13 protein-coding genes are annotated in these 15,330 nt (G+C 71.5%); 3 read left to right on the plus strand and 10 right to left on the minus strand.

Features of this window, described 5'->3' with window-relative positions; translation table 11 throughout:
- Window positions 1–51: 51 nt before the first annotated feature.
- On the minus strand, window positions 52–948 hold the full coding sequence (lipA, locus tag AB0F72_RS21125; RefSeq protein ID WP_360433929.1) for a lipoyl synthase: 897 nt from the start codon (window positions 946–948) through the stop codon (window positions 52–54).
- 311 nt (window positions 949–1,259) lie between these two features.
- On the opposite strand from lipA, the gene aspS reads away from it, so the two are divergent.
- Complete coding sequence (gene aspS / locus AB0F72_RS21130; protein WP_360433780.1) at window positions 1,260–2,549, plus strand: aspartate--tRNA(Asn) ligase; 1,290 nt, start codon at window positions 1,260–1,262, stop codon at window positions 2,547–2,549.
- 22 nt (window positions 2,550–2,571) lie between these two features.
- Here aspS and AB0F72_RS21135 read toward each other — a convergent pair whose 3' ends face one another.
- The 6 genes from AB0F72_RS21135 to lpdA all read right to left on the minus strand — a co-directional run bounded on the left by AB0F72_RS21135 (window position 2,572) and on the right by lpdA (window position 9,621).
- Window positions 2,572–2,736, minus strand: coding sequence for a hypothetical protein (locus AB0F72_RS21135; protein ID WP_014441501.1), 165 nt, complete (start codon window positions 2,734–2,736; stop codon window positions 2,572–2,574).
- Window positions 2,736–3,365: a lipoyl(octanoyl) transferase LipB gene (lipB, locus tag AB0F72_RS21140; RefSeq protein WP_360433783.1), complete on the minus strand. Its 630-nt coding sequence runs from the start codon at window positions 3,363–3,365 to the stop codon at window positions 2,736–2,738. Before lipB ends, AB0F72_RS21135 begins: the two co-directional genes overlap by 1 nt.
- Window positions 3,366–3,379: 14 nt before the next feature.
- The gene (locus tag AB0F72_RS21145) at window positions 3,380–5,248 is read right to left on the minus strand and encodes a DUF2079 domain-containing protein (protein WP_360433786.1); all 1,869 of its coding nucleotides are present in this window, start codon (window positions 5,246–5,248) and stop codon (window positions 3,380–3,382) included.
- 64 nt (window positions 5,249–5,312) lie between these two features.
- Complete coding sequence (locus AB0F72_RS21150; RefSeq protein WP_360433789.1) at window positions 5,313–6,230, minus strand: TIGR01777 family oxidoreductase; 918 nt, start codon at window positions 6,228–6,230, stop codon at window positions 5,313–5,315.
- A gap of 114 nt (window positions 6,231–6,344) precedes the next feature.
- Complete coding sequence (gene sucB, locus AB0F72_RS21155) at window positions 6,345–8,177, minus strand: 2-oxoglutarate dehydrogenase, E2 component, dihydrolipoamide succinyltransferase (RefSeq protein WP_360433791.1); 1,833 nt, start codon at window positions 8,175–8,177, stop codon at window positions 6,345–6,347.
- Between the two features lie 52 nt (window positions 8,178–8,229).
- The gene (gene lpdA, locus AB0F72_RS21160; protein ID WP_360433794.1) at window positions 8,230–9,621 is read right to left on the minus strand and encodes a dihydrolipoyl dehydrogenase; all 1,392 of its coding nucleotides are present in this window, start codon (window positions 9,619–9,621) and stop codon (window positions 8,230–8,232) included.
- Between the two features lie 163 nt (window positions 9,622–9,784).
- Here lpdA and AB0F72_RS21165 point away from each other — a divergent pair, with 163 nt between their 5' ends.
- A complete protein-coding gene (locus AB0F72_RS21165; RefSeq protein ID WP_360433797.1) occupies window positions 9,785–10,099 on the plus strand; it encodes a hypothetical protein in 315 nt (104 codons plus the stop codon).
- Window positions 10,100–10,109: 10 nt separating this feature from the next.
- On the opposite strand, the gene AB0F72_RS21170 is transcribed toward AB0F72_RS21165, so the two are convergent.
- The gene (locus tag AB0F72_RS21170; RefSeq protein ID WP_360433800.1) at window positions 10,110–11,642 is read right to left on the minus strand and encodes a leucyl aminopeptidase; all 1,533 of its coding nucleotides are present in this window, start codon (window positions 11,640–11,642) and stop codon (window positions 10,110–10,112) included.
- A 122-nt stretch (window positions 11,643–11,764) separates the two neighbouring features.
- On the opposite strand from AB0F72_RS21170, the gene gcvT reads away from it, so the two are divergent.
- Window positions 11,765–12,856: a glycine cleavage system aminomethyltransferase GcvT gene (gcvT, locus tag AB0F72_RS21175; RefSeq protein ID WP_360433803.1), complete on the plus strand. Its 1,092-nt coding sequence runs from the start codon at window positions 11,765–11,767 to the stop codon at window positions 12,854–12,856.
- On the opposite strand, the gene AB0F72_RS21180 is transcribed toward gcvT, so the two are convergent.
- Window positions 12,845–13,582, minus strand: a complete 738-nt coding sequence (locus AB0F72_RS21180; RefSeq protein ID WP_360433806.1) for an adenosylcobinamide-GDP ribazoletransferase — start codon at window positions 13,580–13,582, stop codon at window positions 12,845–12,847. The two genes, gcvT and AB0F72_RS21180, sit on opposite strands and share 12 nt — an antisense overlap.
- Entirely contained in the window at window positions 13,575–15,311 is a 1,737-nt protein-coding gene (locus AB0F72_RS21185) for a bifunctional adenosylcobinamide kinase/adenosylcobinamide-phosphate guanylyltransferase (RefSeq protein WP_360433809.1), read from the minus strand. Before AB0F72_RS21185 ends, AB0F72_RS21180 begins: the two co-directional genes overlap by 8 nt.
- Window positions 15,312–15,330 lie beyond the last annotated feature (19 nt).

Raw genomic sequence — 15,330 nt, forward strand, 5'->3', positions numbered from 1 at the left:
TTCCCGGGCTTCGCGCGTTGCCGGCCTGACCAGCGGGCCTTCAGAGCCTGACTAGCCGCGGGCCTCCAGGGCCTGCTTGTAGAGCCGGCCGGCGCGGTAGGAGGAGCGGACCAGCGGCCCGGACATCACGCCGGCGAAACCGATCTGCTCGGCCTCTTCCCGCAGCTCGACGAACTCCTCGGGCTTCACCCAGCGCTCGACCGGGTGGTGGCGCGGGGTGGGACGCAGGTACTGCGTGATGGTGATCAGCTCGCAGCCGGCCGCGTGCAGGTCGCGCAGAGCCGCGGAGATCTCGGAGCGCTCCTCGCCCATGCCGAGGATCAGGTTGCTCTTGGTGACCAGGCCGGCCGCGCGGGCCTGGGTGATCACGTCGAGGGAGCGCTCGTAGCGGAAGCCGGGACGGATGCGCTTGAAGATGCGCGGAACCGTCTCGACGTTGTGCGCGAGCACCTCGGGCGTCGCGCCGAAGACCTCGGCGAGCTGGGCCGGGTCGGCGTTGAAGTCGGGGATCAGCAGCTCGACACCGCAGCCCGGCTGGAGCTTGTGGATCTGGCGGACCGTCTCGGCGTAGAGCCAGGCGCCGCCGTCCGGCAGGTCGTCGCGGGCCACGCCGGTGACGGTGGCGTAGCGCAGGCCCATCGTGGCGACGGACTCACCGACGCGGCGTGGCTCGTCGGCGTCGAACTCGGCCGGCTTCCCGGTGTCGATCTGGCAGAAGTCGCAGCGTCGGGTGCACTGGTCACCACCGATCAGGAAGGTGGCCTCGCGGTCTTCCCAGCACTCGTAGATGTTGGGACAGCCGGCCTCCTGGCAGACCGTGTGCAGACCCTCTTTCTGGACGAGCCCGCGCATCTGCGTGTATTCCGGGCCCATCTTCGCCTTGACTTTGATCCACGGCGGCTTCCGCTCGATGGGAGTTTCGGCGTTGCGCGCCTCGATGCGCAGCATGCGGCGGCCCTCGGGAGCAATAGTCACAACCCGAAGATACGCCCGCGACGGCCGGGCGTATCGCATGGGCGACGAGGCTCACGTGGCGGTTCCTGTGACAGCGGTCACGGTAAGCGCGGCAATTCGGATGCGGCCCTCGGAAGTGTGCTGTTAACCTGCCCGTCACGGCAGTGAAGGGAGTGACGCCCCGGAGCCGAGCACGACAAGAGGCGCTCTGCGAAGAGCGTGAAGGTGTGGTGGCACCGCGAGGTTCCCGCTCGCCCACACCTCCCTGGGGCCGCGTTGCAGACACCAGAGGAGGTCCCACCGCCATGCAACGCATCCTCTCCACCGAACTGACGGCGCACGCCGGTGAGAAAGTCACGATCGCGGGCTGGGTTCATCGCCTGCGGCAGCTCAAGAACGTGGCGTTCCTGATCGTCCGGGACGCTGCCGGGTTCAGTCAGGTGATCATCGAGCCCCAGCTGGAGAAGGCCGAGCTGGAGAAGCCCGAGCTGGAGAAGCCGGGGCTGGAGCTCACCGAGGGCAGCGTCGTCGAGATCACCGCGACGGTCACCGCCAACGAGCAGGCGTCCGGTGGCGTCGAGCTGACGAAGCCGGAGATCCGGGTACTGAGCTCTGTGGACGTACCCCTGCCGTTCGAACTGCATCGCCCGGCGCTGAGCGCGGGCCTTCCCGCCCAGCTGGACCATGCCGCTCTGGCGCTGCGGCACCCGTCGCGTGCGCGGAACCTGCGGATCGCGGCGGCGGCGACCGCCGGATTCCGCGCGGCCCTGGAGGCGCAGCGGTTCGTCGAGATCCAGACTCCGAAGATCGTCGAGTCGGCGACCGAGTCCGGTGCCGACGTGTTCGCACTCGACTACTTCGGACGGCCCGGCTATCTGGCGCAGTCGCCGCAGTTCTACAAGCAACTGATGGTCGGCGTCTTCGAGCGGGTCTTCGAGGTCGGGCCGGTGTTCCGCGCCGAGCCCAGCGACACCGCGCGGCACCTCGCGCAGTACACGTCACTCGACGCCGAGATGGGCTTCATCGCCGACCACCGGGACGTGATGGCGGCGCTGACCCGGACGCTGAGCGGGATGTTCGCCGAGATCACCGGGCGGACCGGGTTCGTGACGCCGGAAGTGCCCGCGGAGATCCCGGCGGTGCACTTCGCCGAGGCGCTGCGCATCGCCGGCGCGCCAGCGGACGAGCCGGACCTGGCGCCGGCGCACGAGCGGGCCCTCGGCGAGTGGGCGCTGCGCGAGCACGGCTCCGCGTTCGTCTACGTGACCGGGTACCCGATGCGGAAGCGGCCGTTCTACACGCACCCGTCCGCCGACCCGGCGTACTCCAACGGCTTCGACCTGCTGTTCCGGGGACTGGAGATCGTCACCGGCGGGCAGCGGCTGCATCGGTACGCCGACTACGTCGCGGCCCTGACCGCGGCCGGGGAACCGCTGGAGGCGTACCGCGGGTACCTCGACGGGTTCCAGTACGGGATGCCGCCGCACGGTGGCTGGGCGATCGGCCTGGAACGGCTGGTGGCGCGCCTGGTCGGTGCCGCGAACGTGCGCGAGGTGACGGCGTTCCCCCGGGACCTGCACCGGATCGCGCCCTAGGGCCGCCGCTACGAAACGGGCCCTACAGCACGACCATCAGCGTCACCACCGCGACGATGACGAAGGGGACGACCGTGGTGCAGACCAGGATCGTCCAGGCGATGGGGTGGCCGAAATTGAGCACCACCCCACCGCTCTTCGTGGGAACGAAGACCCGCTTGTCCTGAGGGTTGCGATAGAGAGCCATCAGAGGAGCGTGGGGAGGTGCCGCTCGACCACCGGGAGCACCTCGGCGACCGGCACCGGGCGGCCCACCTCCGCGCTCAGCGACGTCACGCCGGCGTCGCGGATGCCGCAGGGGATGAAGCGGTTGAAGTTCTCCAGGTCGCAGTCGCAGTTCAGCGCGAAGCCGTGCAGCGTCACGCCGCGGGCGACCCGGATGCCGATCTGCGCGATCTTGCGGTCGAGGCCGCCGTCGGTGGCCTTGATCCAGGCGCCGCTGCGGCCCTCGACACGCTCCGCTGTCACGCCGAACTCCGCGCAGACGTCGATCAGCAGCTGCTCGGTCCGGCGGACGTAGGCCACCACGTCCACCGGGTCCGGCAGCTTCAGGATCGGGTAACCCACCAGCTGGCCCGGACCGTGCCAAGTGATCTTGCCGCCGCGGTCGACGTCGACCACCGGGGTGCCGTCGAACGGGCGGTCGGCGGGCTCGGTGCGCTTGCCCGCGGTGAAGACGCTCGGGTGCTCGAGAAGCAGGATCGTGTCCGCTTGTGAACCCTCGACGACCGATTCGTGAATGCGCTTCTGCTCCTCCCACGCCTCGACGTAGTCGACGAGGCCGGGACGGAGGACGGTCAGCACTTCAGTAGTCACGACTGCAAGCCTACTCACCGGCTGACCGGGTCGACTCCCGGGCGGATTCGCCACAGAAGCACGTCGTCGACCCGTTCCGGCTGGCCGAAGAGCTGGATCGCGGTGGTCTCGACCGCCTCCCGGAACAGGATCTTGTGGTCCGAGCCGGTGATCTCGTCGGCCAGGAAGACCGCCTCGACACCCCAGTACGCGAGGTCGGCGCGAGCCCGTTCCCGGTCCGCGTTGGTGAGCCGCGGCACGTACCCGTAGAGCGCCGCCCGGGTGAACAGCCAGTCGGTGGCCCGGGGCGGGGCGCCGATCTGCCCCATCCCCTTGCGGCCCTCCTCGCCGTGCTTCATCGGGCCGAGGAAGTAGCCGTCCGGGATCCGGAACTGGGCGCCGCCGCGGGCCATCGTGTACGCCTGCCAGCGCTGGCCGTCGGCGTGCACGTTGAGCGCGAACGGGAGGGCGGTGAGCACGCCGTTCTCGGTGACGTACCGCTGCCAGGTGCCGTTCGCGATGAAGCCCGGCTCGGCGGAGCGCTGCTGGACCCGTACCGGAAGGGGGAAGATCAATGTCAGGCTGAGCGCAAGCGAAGCGGTCAGCGCGATCTTCTGGTTCTTCGGGAATCTCGGCATCCGGTCGAGCAGCAGCGCCAGCAGGATGCCGAAGACGCCGACCAGCGCGAGGGCGAACCGCAACGGCAGCGCCGAGTCGAACAGCGGCAGGTGGGCCAGAGCCGCGTAGGGCAGCGGCAGACCCAGCTCGGCGCCCATCCAGTTCAGCCGCGGGCCCCAGGAGAGAACCAGGAAGACCAGGCCGGTCACGCCGACCGCGCGCAGGGTGGCCTGCCGGCCGGGATCGGCACGGCGCCAGAGCATCCGGAACGCGACGATCATGAAAAGGATCAGGGGTACGCCGAAGAAGGACGTCTCCTCGGTCCGGTTCGGTCCCAGGTCGGAGCCGAGACCGAAGAGCGCCGCGATCGACCGGCTCGGGAACGCCAGGTACGCCGCCACGTCCTCGACGAAGTACCGCTGGTTGAAGCCCGTGCCGGAGAACGTCTGCGGTCCGGCGAAGTGCATGTAGAGCGGGTACGCCAGCAGCGCGCCGGCGACGGTGGCGGCCACACCGAGCGCCTTGACCACCGTCGCGAACGCGGCCTTGGCCTCCTCCCGCACCGGCCGGGCCAGCGACCACACGCCGATGAAGACCCCGCTCGCGATCGCGACGTAGAACAGGCCCTCCGGCGCGATCGAGAAGCCGATCGCGAGGGAGAGGCCGAGCAGCAGGCCGTTACGCAGCCAGCGGCCCTCCTCGCGGAGCTTCATGACCCGCCAGAGCACGAACGGCGCGACCCAGCCGGCCGACCAGTTCAGATGGCCGTTCGCATGCGCGATGAAGCCCGGCGCGAAACCGCAGAAGAGACCGGCCAGCCCGGCCGCGAACGGGCGCACCGCAAGCCAGCGCAGGAAGAACAGGTACCACGCGACGGCGGACACCGCGAGGTTGAGTGTGAGGATCGTCACGAAGGTGACGGACGGCCCGGCCAGATGGGTCAGCGGCGCGAAGACCACCGTGTACACCGTGATCGAGGTGTTCGCCGCGAGGTTCACCCCGAGCGGCGCGTTCATCAGGTCGGTGAAGTACGGATCCGCGCCGTGGTTGAGCATGTAGACGCCGTAGCCCAGCAGCCACTCGAACCACGCCTGGTCACCCACGTTGTCCGAGAGGACCTGCCGGTACGGGTCGCGCCACAGGCCGTTCGTCACGTAGACGGCGAGCCCGAGAGCGATCACAGCGATGGTCAGGTGCGCACGCCACGGCCGTGATCTCGGCGGTGACACCGCAGGATCGGACGGGGGATCGGCGGACGCGGCGGGGGCGGGGGCAGCGACGGACATCAGGCGCAGGTTAGCAAGCGACGGGTTGTGCTCAGGTGCCCGCGGAGTGGTTCACAAGTAATGCTCAGGAAACCGTTGCCTGTTCGGGCCGCAGCGCCGCCGCCAGCGCCGCCGTGATCGTCGGGTAGGCCCACGCGAAGCCGGCGCTGGTGAGCACCGCCGGGAGCACCCGCTGGCTGCGCTGCGCCTCGCCGGCCAGCTCGCCGAGGACCACGTCCAGCACCGGGCCGGGCACCGCGAGCAGCGCCGGCCGCCGCAGCTCCCGCGCCAGCGCCTTGGTGAAGTCGATGTTGCGCACCGGGTTCGGCGCGACCAGGTTGACCGGGCCGGCCACGTCCTCGCGCTCCAGCAGGAACTCGGTGGCGTTGAGCCAGTCGGCGAGCGCGATCCACGCCATCCACTGCCGGCCGCCGCCGATCTTCGCGCCGGCGCCCAGCTTGAACGGCAGCAGCAGCGGCTTGAGCAGGGAACCGGAGGCCTCGATCGTCGGAGCGGTGCGCATCAGCACCAGCCGGACACCGGCGTCCTCGGCGGGGCGGGCGGCGGCCTCCCAGACCCGGCAGAGGTCGGCGAGGAACGTGCTGCCGGCCGGGGTCTCCTCGGTGACGGCCTGCTCGCCGGTGTCGCCGTACCACCCGACGGCGGAGGACTGGAGCAGGGTGCGCGGCCGTTCGGCCTCGGAGAGCTGCTTGAGGGTACGGGCGACGGTGTCCGTGGTGTTGATCCGGCTGGCCCGCAGCACCCGCTTGTAGCGCTCGGTCCAGCGATGGTCGCCGACGTTCGCCCCGGACAGGTTGATCACCGCGTCGGCGCCGGCCAGCACGGCCGGGTCGAGCCTGCCCTGCGCCGGATCCCAGGTGGCCTCGTCCGCGCGCTGGGCCGGGCGGCGCACCAGCCGCGTGACGTCGTGGCCGCTCTGCCGCAGCCGGTCGGTGAGCCGGGTGCCGAGGAAGCCCGAGGCGCCGGCCATGACGATCCGCATGTCCTGATTCTTTCCCGAAGATCCCTCACTCACAAACAAACAGGGCACGCCTTTCGGCGTGCCCTGTCATTTTCGTGCTCTGCGTTACAAAACCCGCTTGCTACAGCGCCTTCGCTACAGGCCGAGGTCCGCCTCGAAGTGGCCGCCCTCGAGCCGCTCCTTCAGCGTGCCCAGGAAGCGGGCCGCGTCAGCGCCGTCCACGATCCGGTGGTCGTAGCTGAGCGCCAGGTAGACCATCGAGCGCGGCGCGATGATCTCGCCCAGCTCGGGGTCGTTCACGATCACCGGGCGCTTGACGACCGCGCCGAGACCGAGGATGCCGACCTGCGGCTGGTTGATGATCGGGGTGTCGAAGAGCGCGCCCCGGCTGCCGGTGTTGGTCAGCGTGAAGGTGCCGCCGCCGAGCTCGTCCGGACCGATCTTGTTGTTCCGGGTCCGCTCCGCGACGTCCGAGATGCGCTTGGCCAGACCGCCCAGGTTCAGGTCACCGGCGTCCTTGATGACCGGGACGACCAGGCCCCTCGGCGCGTCCACGGCGATGCCCAGGTGCTCGGCGCCGTGGTAGGTGACAGTGCCCGCCTCGACGTCGATCGAGGAGTTGACCACCGGGTGCTGCTGCAGCGCCTCGACCGTCGCCAGGGCGAAGAACGGCAGGAAGGTGAGCTTCACGCCGTGCTTGGCCTGGAAGTCGGCCTTCGCCTTGTTGCGCAGGTTGGCGATCTTGGTGACGTCCACCTCGACCACCGTGGTGAGCTGCGCCGAGACCTGGAGCGACTCGACCATGCGCCGGGCGATGGTGGCCCGGATCCGGGTGAGCTTCTCGGTGCGGCCACGCAGCGGGCTCGGCTCCGCCTTCGCCTGGGCCTTCCGCTGCTCCGTCGTCGTCTCCACCGGTGCGTTCGCGGTCGGCTTCGCCGTCGGCGCAGCCGAACGCGCCTGCTCCGCGGCGTCCAGCACGTCCTGCTTGCGGATCCGGCCGCCGACGCCGGTGCCGGACAGCGTGGACAGGTCCACGCCCTTCTCGGCGGCCAGCTTGCGGACCAGCGGCGTGACGTAACCGGCGTCGCCGGCGCCGTTCGACTTGACCGTCTCGGCGGCCGGGGCGGCCGGCTGGGCCGGGGCGGCCGGCTGCTTGGTCTCGGCAGCCGGCGTCGGGGTGGCGTAGGACTCGCCGATCTGCGGCGCCGGCGCCGACTCGATCCGCGGCTGCGGAGCGGGCTGGGCCGGGGCCTCCTGCTTGGGCTCGGGCTTCGGCTCCGGCTTGGGCTCGGCCTGGGGGGCCGGTGCCTGCGACGGGGCGGGCGCGGCGGCCGGGGCGGAGCCCGGCGTGCCGATCACCGCGAGCACGGCGCCGACCTCGGCGGTCTCGTCCTCGCCGACCTTGATCTCGAGGACCGTGCCGGCGACCGGCGACGGGATCTCGGTGTCGACCTTGTCGGTGGAGACCTCGAGCAGCGGCTCGTCCGCCTCGACCGTCTCGCCGACCTGCTTCAGCCAGCGCGTGACGGTGCCCTCGGTGACGCTCTCGCCGAGCGCCGGGAGCTTGATCTCAGTTCCCTCGGAGCTGCCCGCGGACGCGGTCTGCGGCGCCGGGGCCTCCTCCTCGACCGGCTTCTCGGTCGACGGCGTGGTGAGCGCGGCGGGCTCCGGCTCGGCCTCGGCAGCCGGCTGCTCGGCCGGGGCGGGCGCGGCCGCACCAGCGTCCTCGCCCTCACCGGCGATGACGGCCAGCTCGCTGCCGACCTCCGCGGTCTCGTCCTCGCCCACCACGATCCGGGTCAGCACGCCCGCTGCGGGCGACGGGATCTCGGTGTCGACCTTGTCGGTGGAGACTTCGAGCAGCGGCTCGTCCGCCTCGACCCGCTCGCCCTCCTGCTTGAGCCAGCGGGTGACGGTGCCCTCGGTGACACTCTCTCCCAGCCGCGGCATGGTTACCGATACCGGCATTTTTCCCCAAACTCCCTCAGTGAACGATCGAATCAGCTGTGCGCGTGCAGAATCAGCTGTGCGCGTGCAGGGGCTTGCCCGCGAGCGCGAGGAAGGCCTCGCCCAGCGCCTCGTTCTGCGTCGGGTGGGCGTGTACGAGCTGGGCGACCTCCTCGGGGAAGGCCTCCCAGTTGTAGATGAGCTGCGCCTCGCCGACGAGCTCACCCATCCGGGCGCCGACCATGTGGACGCCGACCACCGGGCCCTCGTTGACCCGGACCAGCTTCACGAAGCCGGCGGTCTTCAGGATCTGGCTCTTGCCGTTGCCGCCGAGGTTGTAGTTGTACGTCGAGACCTTGTCCGCGCCGTACTTCTCCTTGGCCTTGGCCTCGGTGAGGCCCATCGAGGCGACCTCGGGGTCGGAGTAGGTGACCCGCGGGATGCCGGCCTCGTCGATCACGGCCGGGTTCAGGCCGGCGATCTCCTCGGCGACGAAGATGCCCTGGGCGAAGCCGCGGTGCGCCAGCTGCAGGCCGGGGACGATGTCGCCGACGGCGTAGATGTTGCCGACGCCGGTGCGCAGACGCTCATCGACGATCACGAAGCCCCGGTCCAGGGTGATGCCCTGCTGCTCGTACCCCAGGTTGGCGGTCGACGGGCCGCGGCCGACCGCGACCAGCAGCACCTCGGCCTCGAGGGTCTCGCCGCCGGCGATGGTGACCTTGACGCCGTTCTCGGTCTTCTCGACCTTCTCGAACGGCTTGCCGACCTTGAAGTTGATCTTCCGCTTGCGGAACGCGCGCTCGACCTGCTTCGAGATCTCCTCGTCCTCCGCGGCGACCAGGCGGGGCAGGGCCTCGATGATCGTGACGTCGGCGCCGAACGACTTCCAGACGCTGGCGAACTCGACGCCGATCACGCCGCCGCCGAGCACGATCGCCGAGGACGGGACGCGGTCCATCTTGAGGCCGTGCTCGCTGGTGATCACGCGGGTGCCGTCGACCTCCAGGCCGGGCAGGGAGCGCGAGTAGGAGCCGGTCGCGAGGATGACGTTGCGGCCGGTGTACCGCTGGCCGGCCACCTCGACGGTGTCCTTGCTGACGAGCTTGCCCTCGCCGGAGACCACCGTGATGTTCTTGTTGTGCGTGAGGAGGCCGGTGAGGCCCTTGTAGAGGCGGCTGACAACGCCGTCCTTGTACGCGTTCACGCCGGCCATGTCGATGCCGACCAGATCCGCCTTGACGCCGAACTGCTCGCTCTCGCGGGTCTGATCGGCGATCTCGGCGGCGTGCAGCAGCGCCTTGGTCGGGATGCAGCCGCGGTGCAGGCAGGTGCCCCCCAGCTCAGCCTTGTCGATCAGGGCTACCGAGAGGTTCAGCTCGGCCGCGCGCAACGCAGCCGCGTACCCACCGCTGCCGGCGCCGAGAATGACGATGTCGAAGGTTCCGCCGTTGGGCTGGCTCACGTTGACTCCAGTGGTCGCATCGTCTCCGTGTGGGTCACACAATGGAAACGGTCACAGTCCCGTCTCCGACATCTTGTCACTTACAGACCCGGTCAATGCAGTCAGGTGCCCCGGAAGTCGGCGCGTCGCCGTACCCTTGCGGGATCTGGCGTGAGGAGGGGCAGTGGCGTGGTTTCGGCGTCGCCGGAGTTCCGGCGGTCCCGGCGGCCGATCGGTGAATCCGGCCGATCTGGAGCATCTTACGCAATTCGTCCGCTCTCGGCGCGGTGTTGAGGCATTCATCGAACCGCAGACCACAGTGACCGAGACCACGCTGTTGCTTGTCGCACACGACGGGGAGTGGACCCGGCGCCGGATCGAGTCGCCGGAGATCGCGCGGCGGTTCGCCCACCAGCTCGCGATGCCGATCTACGACATCAAGCTGATGGGCTACCCGCAACGGATGCGCGACTACAACGAGCGCCAGAAACGCCGGTAGAGCGCCGTCTCTAGAGCGAGTCGATGAGCTGGAGGAAGGTGCGGACCGGCACGCCGGTGCCGCCCTTGGTCCAGTAACCGGTGGCCTCGCCGGTGTGGTAACTCGGCCCGGCGATGTCGATGTGCGCCCACTCGACACCCTCGTCGACGAACTCCCGCAGGAACACGCCGCCCTGCAGCATGTGCCCGGCGCGGTCCAGGTTCGCGTTGGTCTGGCAGATGTCGGCGATCTCCGACTCCATGCCCTTGCGGACGTCGTCCGGCAGCGGCATCCGCCAGGACGGCTCGCCGACCAGCGCGCCGGCCGCCTCGACCAGACCGGTCGCGGCGTCCGAGCCCATCAGCCCGGAGATCCGCTTGCCCAGCGAGATCACCTGGCCGCCGGTGAGAGTGGACGTCTCGAACAGGTAGTCGGTGCCGTCGGCGCAGGCCCGCGCCATCGCGTCACCGAGCACCATCCGGCCCTCGGCGTCGGTGTTGAAGACCTCGACCCGCTTGCCGTTGAACATGGTGATCACGTCACCCGGCCGGTACGCCGAGCCGGACGGCATGTTCTCGGCGATCGCCAGGTAACCGGAGACCGCGACGCCCGGCTTGAGCGCGGCGACCGCCAGCAGCGTGGCGGCGACCGCAGCCGCACCGGCCATGTCGGACTTCATCTCCCACATGCCGGCGGACGGCTTGATGCTGACCCCACCGGTGTCGAACGTGATGCCCTTGCCGACCAGCGCCACCCGCTTCGGGTTCGACACGCCCGCCGGGGTGTAGCTGAGCTTGACCAGGCGTGGCGGCGCCTCCGAACCCTGGCCGACCGCCACGATGCCGCCGTAGCCACCGGCCTTCAGCGCCTCGAAGTCGAGGACCTCGACCTCGAGGCCGGTGCCCTCGGCGGCCTCCACGATCCGGTCCGCGAACGGGGCCGGGCGCAGCACGTTCGGCGGCTCGTTGACCCAGTCGCGGGTCAGCCGCACGGCCCGGGCCACCACCTCGGCGCGGCGCACCTCGGCGAGGGCGGTCTCGTCGGCCGCGTCCGGCACGTGCAGGCGCAGCTCGGCGACCGGCTCACGGCGGCCCTTCTGCGGCTTGGTCTTGTAACCGGCGAACTTGTAGCCGCCGAGCAGCGCGCCCTCCAGGACGGCGCGCAGCACCGGGGCGGCGTCCGCGTCGTCCGCGGACGGCAGGGCCAGGGCGACCGTACGGCTGCCGGCGAGCGCACGCACCGCGGCGCCGGCGCCGCGCCGCAGGGTCTCCAGGTCGGGCGCCGGGCCGGTCGGCTCGCTGCCGAGGCCGACGGCGATCAGCAGCGGGGCCGCGACAGTGCCGAGCGTGGCGAGTTTGGTCACCTCACCGGGGGCGCCGCTCGCGCCGAGCAGAGCCAGCGTCGCGGTCAGCTTGCCGTCGAACGCCGCGGCGATGCTCTCGGCGCCGGCGGCGGGCAGCAGCGCGCCGTCCTCCTCGGGCTGGCTGTGCAGGCCGATGACGATGGCATCGACCGCCAATTCGGCCGGGTCGGTGTCGACCAGGCTGAGGCTGGGCTGGGTCACTCGGGCACTCCGGAACTCGTGGGGCCGGTGCGCTGCTTGTGGGCGCGCTCCCGGCTGGTGGGAAATCATGTGCTGTCCCCGCGACTCTAACCAGGCGCAAGGTCACCGGTAAGTTGAGTCTCATGTCTGCCGAGCTTCTCCAGTCCCCGCTGCACTCCCGCCACGTCTCACTGGGCGCGAAGTTCGCCGCGTTCGGCGGCTGGGACATGCCGCTGGAGTACGCCGGCGGCGGTGTCCTGCGCGAGCACGCGGCGGTCCGGGAGGCAGCCGGCGTGTTCGACGTCTCGCACCTCGGCAAGGCCCGCGTCACCGGCGCCGGCGCGGCCGACTTCGTGAACTCCTGCCTCACCAACGACCTGCGCCGGATCGAGCCGGGCAAGGCGCAGTACACGCTCTGCTGCGACGAGTCCGGTGGCGTGGTGGACGACCTGATCGCGTACCTCTACGGCGACGACCACGTGTTCCTGATCCCGAACGCGGCGAACACCGCCGAGGTGGTGCGCCGGCTCACCGCCGCCGCGCCGGACGGGATCACCGTCACCGACGAGCACCGGGCACACGCGGTGCTGGCCGTGCAGGGCCCGCGGTCCGCCGAGATCCTCACCCGGCTGGGCCTGCCGACCGGGCACGACTACATGTCGTTCGACGCGGCCACGCTGGGCGGCGCCGAGCTGGTCGTCTGCCGGACCGGATACACCGGCGAGCACGGTTACGAGCTGGTGGTCGGCTGGGACGACGCGGGCGCGGTCTGGGACGCGCTGATCGAGGCCGGGGTGCGCCCGTGCGGCCTCGGCGCCCGGGACACGCTGCGCACCGAGATGGGCTATCCGCTGCACGGCCAGGAGCTCTCCCTCGACATCACGCCGGTGCAGGCCCGCTCCGGGTGGGCGGTCGGCTGGGACAAGCCGGCGTTCTGGGGGCGGGACGCGCTCGTCGCCGAGAAGGCCGCCGGGCCCCGGCGCCGGCTGAGCGGGTTGGAGATCACCGGCCGGGGGATCCCGCGGGGGCACATGACCGTGTACGCGGGGGAGCGTCCCGTGGGCGAGACGACCAGCGGCACGTTCTCGCCGACCAAGAAGGTGGGCATCGCGCTGGCGCTGCTCGACACCGGCGCCGGTCTGACCGAGGGCGACACGGTCGAGGTGGACATCCGCGGCCGCCGGGTCGAGGCGAAGTTGGTCAAGCTGCCGTTCGTGACCCCGTCAGTGCGTTAGGGTCAGCGCCACCAGGGCGACCGTCGTCGCGGATTCGGCGGCGGCGCCCAGCACGTCGCCCGTGATGCCGCCGAATCGGCGTACACAATGGCGCACCAGAAGGACCACCGCGATGCTCGCGCACACGACGGCGGCCGGGCCCTGCCACGGACGGCCCGGCGTCGCGGCAGTGGCGAGCGCGGCGACGAGGGCCGCGGCCGTCAGCACGACCGGGAGCGGGACCGTGGACGCCACCATCGCGCCGAGGCCGTCCGCGCGGGCCGAGGGCACGCCTCTGCGGCAGGCGATCGTGACGGCGAGGCGGCCGGTCGCCCAGGCGGTGACGATGGCGAGGGCTGTCGCTTCGGTGAGCGCGGCGCTCTGGATCAGCAGAGTCATCCCGATCGCCGCGACACCGAACGGGCCGATGTCCGATTTTTTCATGATGTGCAGGGCGTCCGCGCCGGAACGGTAGGAGCCCAGCGCGTCCACCGTGTCGGCCAGGCCGTCCAGGTGCAGCCCTCGGGTGAGCAGCGCCCCCGCCGCCACCGTCACCCCGGCCGCGACGAGAACGGGCGATCCGAGCGCCCGCAGACCCGCCGAGACGCCCGCGAGGATCATCCCGAGCATCGCGCCCACCAGCGGGGCCAGCGACATCGCCACGGCGGCCGTGTGCCGGTCCCAGCGGCCGGCCCGGACCGGCAGGACGGTCAGCGTGGTGACCGCCAGCCGGAACCCGTCAAACAACAACGTCGTCGTCGACGCTCTGCTCGCCCAGCATCGCCGGGTGCACCGGCAGGGCCGAGGCCAGGCCGATCGCGGTGCGCAACGCCGGGAGCACCGCCAGGGCGTTCGCGCCCTCGCCGAGGTCCAGCCCGGTCCGCAGCACCGGCGTGAGGCCGAGGACGTCCGCGCCCTGGCGGACCAGCGCGAGCGTGCCCGCCTCGGGCAGCAGGCACCAGTGCCGGGTCTGGCTCGCGAAGTCCCGGGCCACCAGGCCCGCCGCGATGCCGAGCGGGCCGTCCAGCAGCACCGGGAGCCGGCGGGCCGCCGCGCCGAGCAGCACGCCGGTCGCCACCGCCACGTCGGGGCCGCCCAGTTCGCGCAGGATGTCGGTGGCGCCGCGCGGCTCCTGGTGGATGCGGTGCAGAGCGTCCCGGATCGCCGCGCAGCGCACCATCCAGGCGTCGTCGTCGTAGCGCCCGCCCGGGACCAGCACCCGGGGCAGCATCGCGACCGGCTCGGCGCCGGTCGTGGCGGCCAGCACTGCGGTGGCCACCGCCTCCAGGCCCGCGCCGAGCCCGGCCAGCAGGATCGCGTCCCGGCCCGCGTCGGCAGCGTCGTCGGCCAGCCGCCAGCCCTCGCGCAGCCCGGCGGAGACCGTGTCGTCGCTGGTGACCGGGCCGTCCTCGATGGCGCCGGCCGCGCTCACCCGGAGCACCGAGATGTCCGCGCCGGCCTCGCCGGCGAGTCGGCCCAGCAGCCCGGCGCCCTGTTCGGCCTCGGCGAGGCGGCGCTCGATGTCCGCCTCGTCGGCGCCGGCCGCGGCGCCACCACCGTGGTTGCCGGCGATCAGGACGAGGCGGACCGCGGTCCAGGGACGCGGCGTCGTGGTGTCCTGGGTGGCGGCGGCGAACTCGACCGCCTCGCCGAACGCGCCGAGGCCGGCTCCGGGCAGGTCGATGGTGCCGAGCCGTTCCCGGGCGTCCGGGCCGGCGTCGGAGCTGGGCAACGGGAGGTCCATGCCCGGGGCGATCTCGGTGAGCCCGGAGGCGACGAGCGGAAGGGTCATGGTCCGCTCGCTGAGCACGGTGGCGAGCGGCGCGGCCGGCGTCTCCACCGGCTGCGGGGCGACCACCGTCGGGGCCGGCTGCTCCACCGGTGGGGGGCTCACGACCGCCGGAGTGGGCTGCGGCTCTCTCGGGGCCGGCACTTCCCGCTTCAGCCAGGTCGCCTGACCGGCCACCACGAGCGCCACGCCGTCACACGCGCCCGCCAGTGCCTGGTTCGTCACACCGAGCGCGTCGGTGAAGGCCCGCCCGACCGGCGTGACCGGTACCAGTGACAACCCCACCTCCGGGCTGACCAGAACCACCCGGGCCCGGGTGGCCCGCACCGCCTCGGCCAGCGCTGCCACGTCGGCCTCGTCGTCGTTGGGCTGGCGGGCCGGGTTCAGCACCGCCGCGATCCAGCCGCCGAGGTCGTCGACGAGCAGCGTCTCGTCCGGTTCCGCCTCGATGAGCAGCTCGGTGAGCCGGGCCGGGTCGGCGCCGGTCTCCTCGGTCGACCACGACTGCGGACGGCGGCGCTGATGCGCCTCGATCCGCGCCAGCCATTCCGGGTCGTCCTCGCCGCCTACCGCGGTGGCCACGTACCGTACCGACGGCGCGTCTGCCACCAGGGATTCGGCGAACGCGGATTTGCCGGAGCGGATTCCGCCGAGCACCAGGACCGTGTTCCACCGATCTTCGGACATGCCCCGTACCTTAGAGCCG

The sequence above is a fragment of the Actinoplanes sp. NPDC023936 genome (assembly GCF_040639325.1).
Lineage (GTDB): Bacteria > Actinomycetota > Actinomycetes > Mycobacteriales > Micromonosporaceae > Actinoplanes.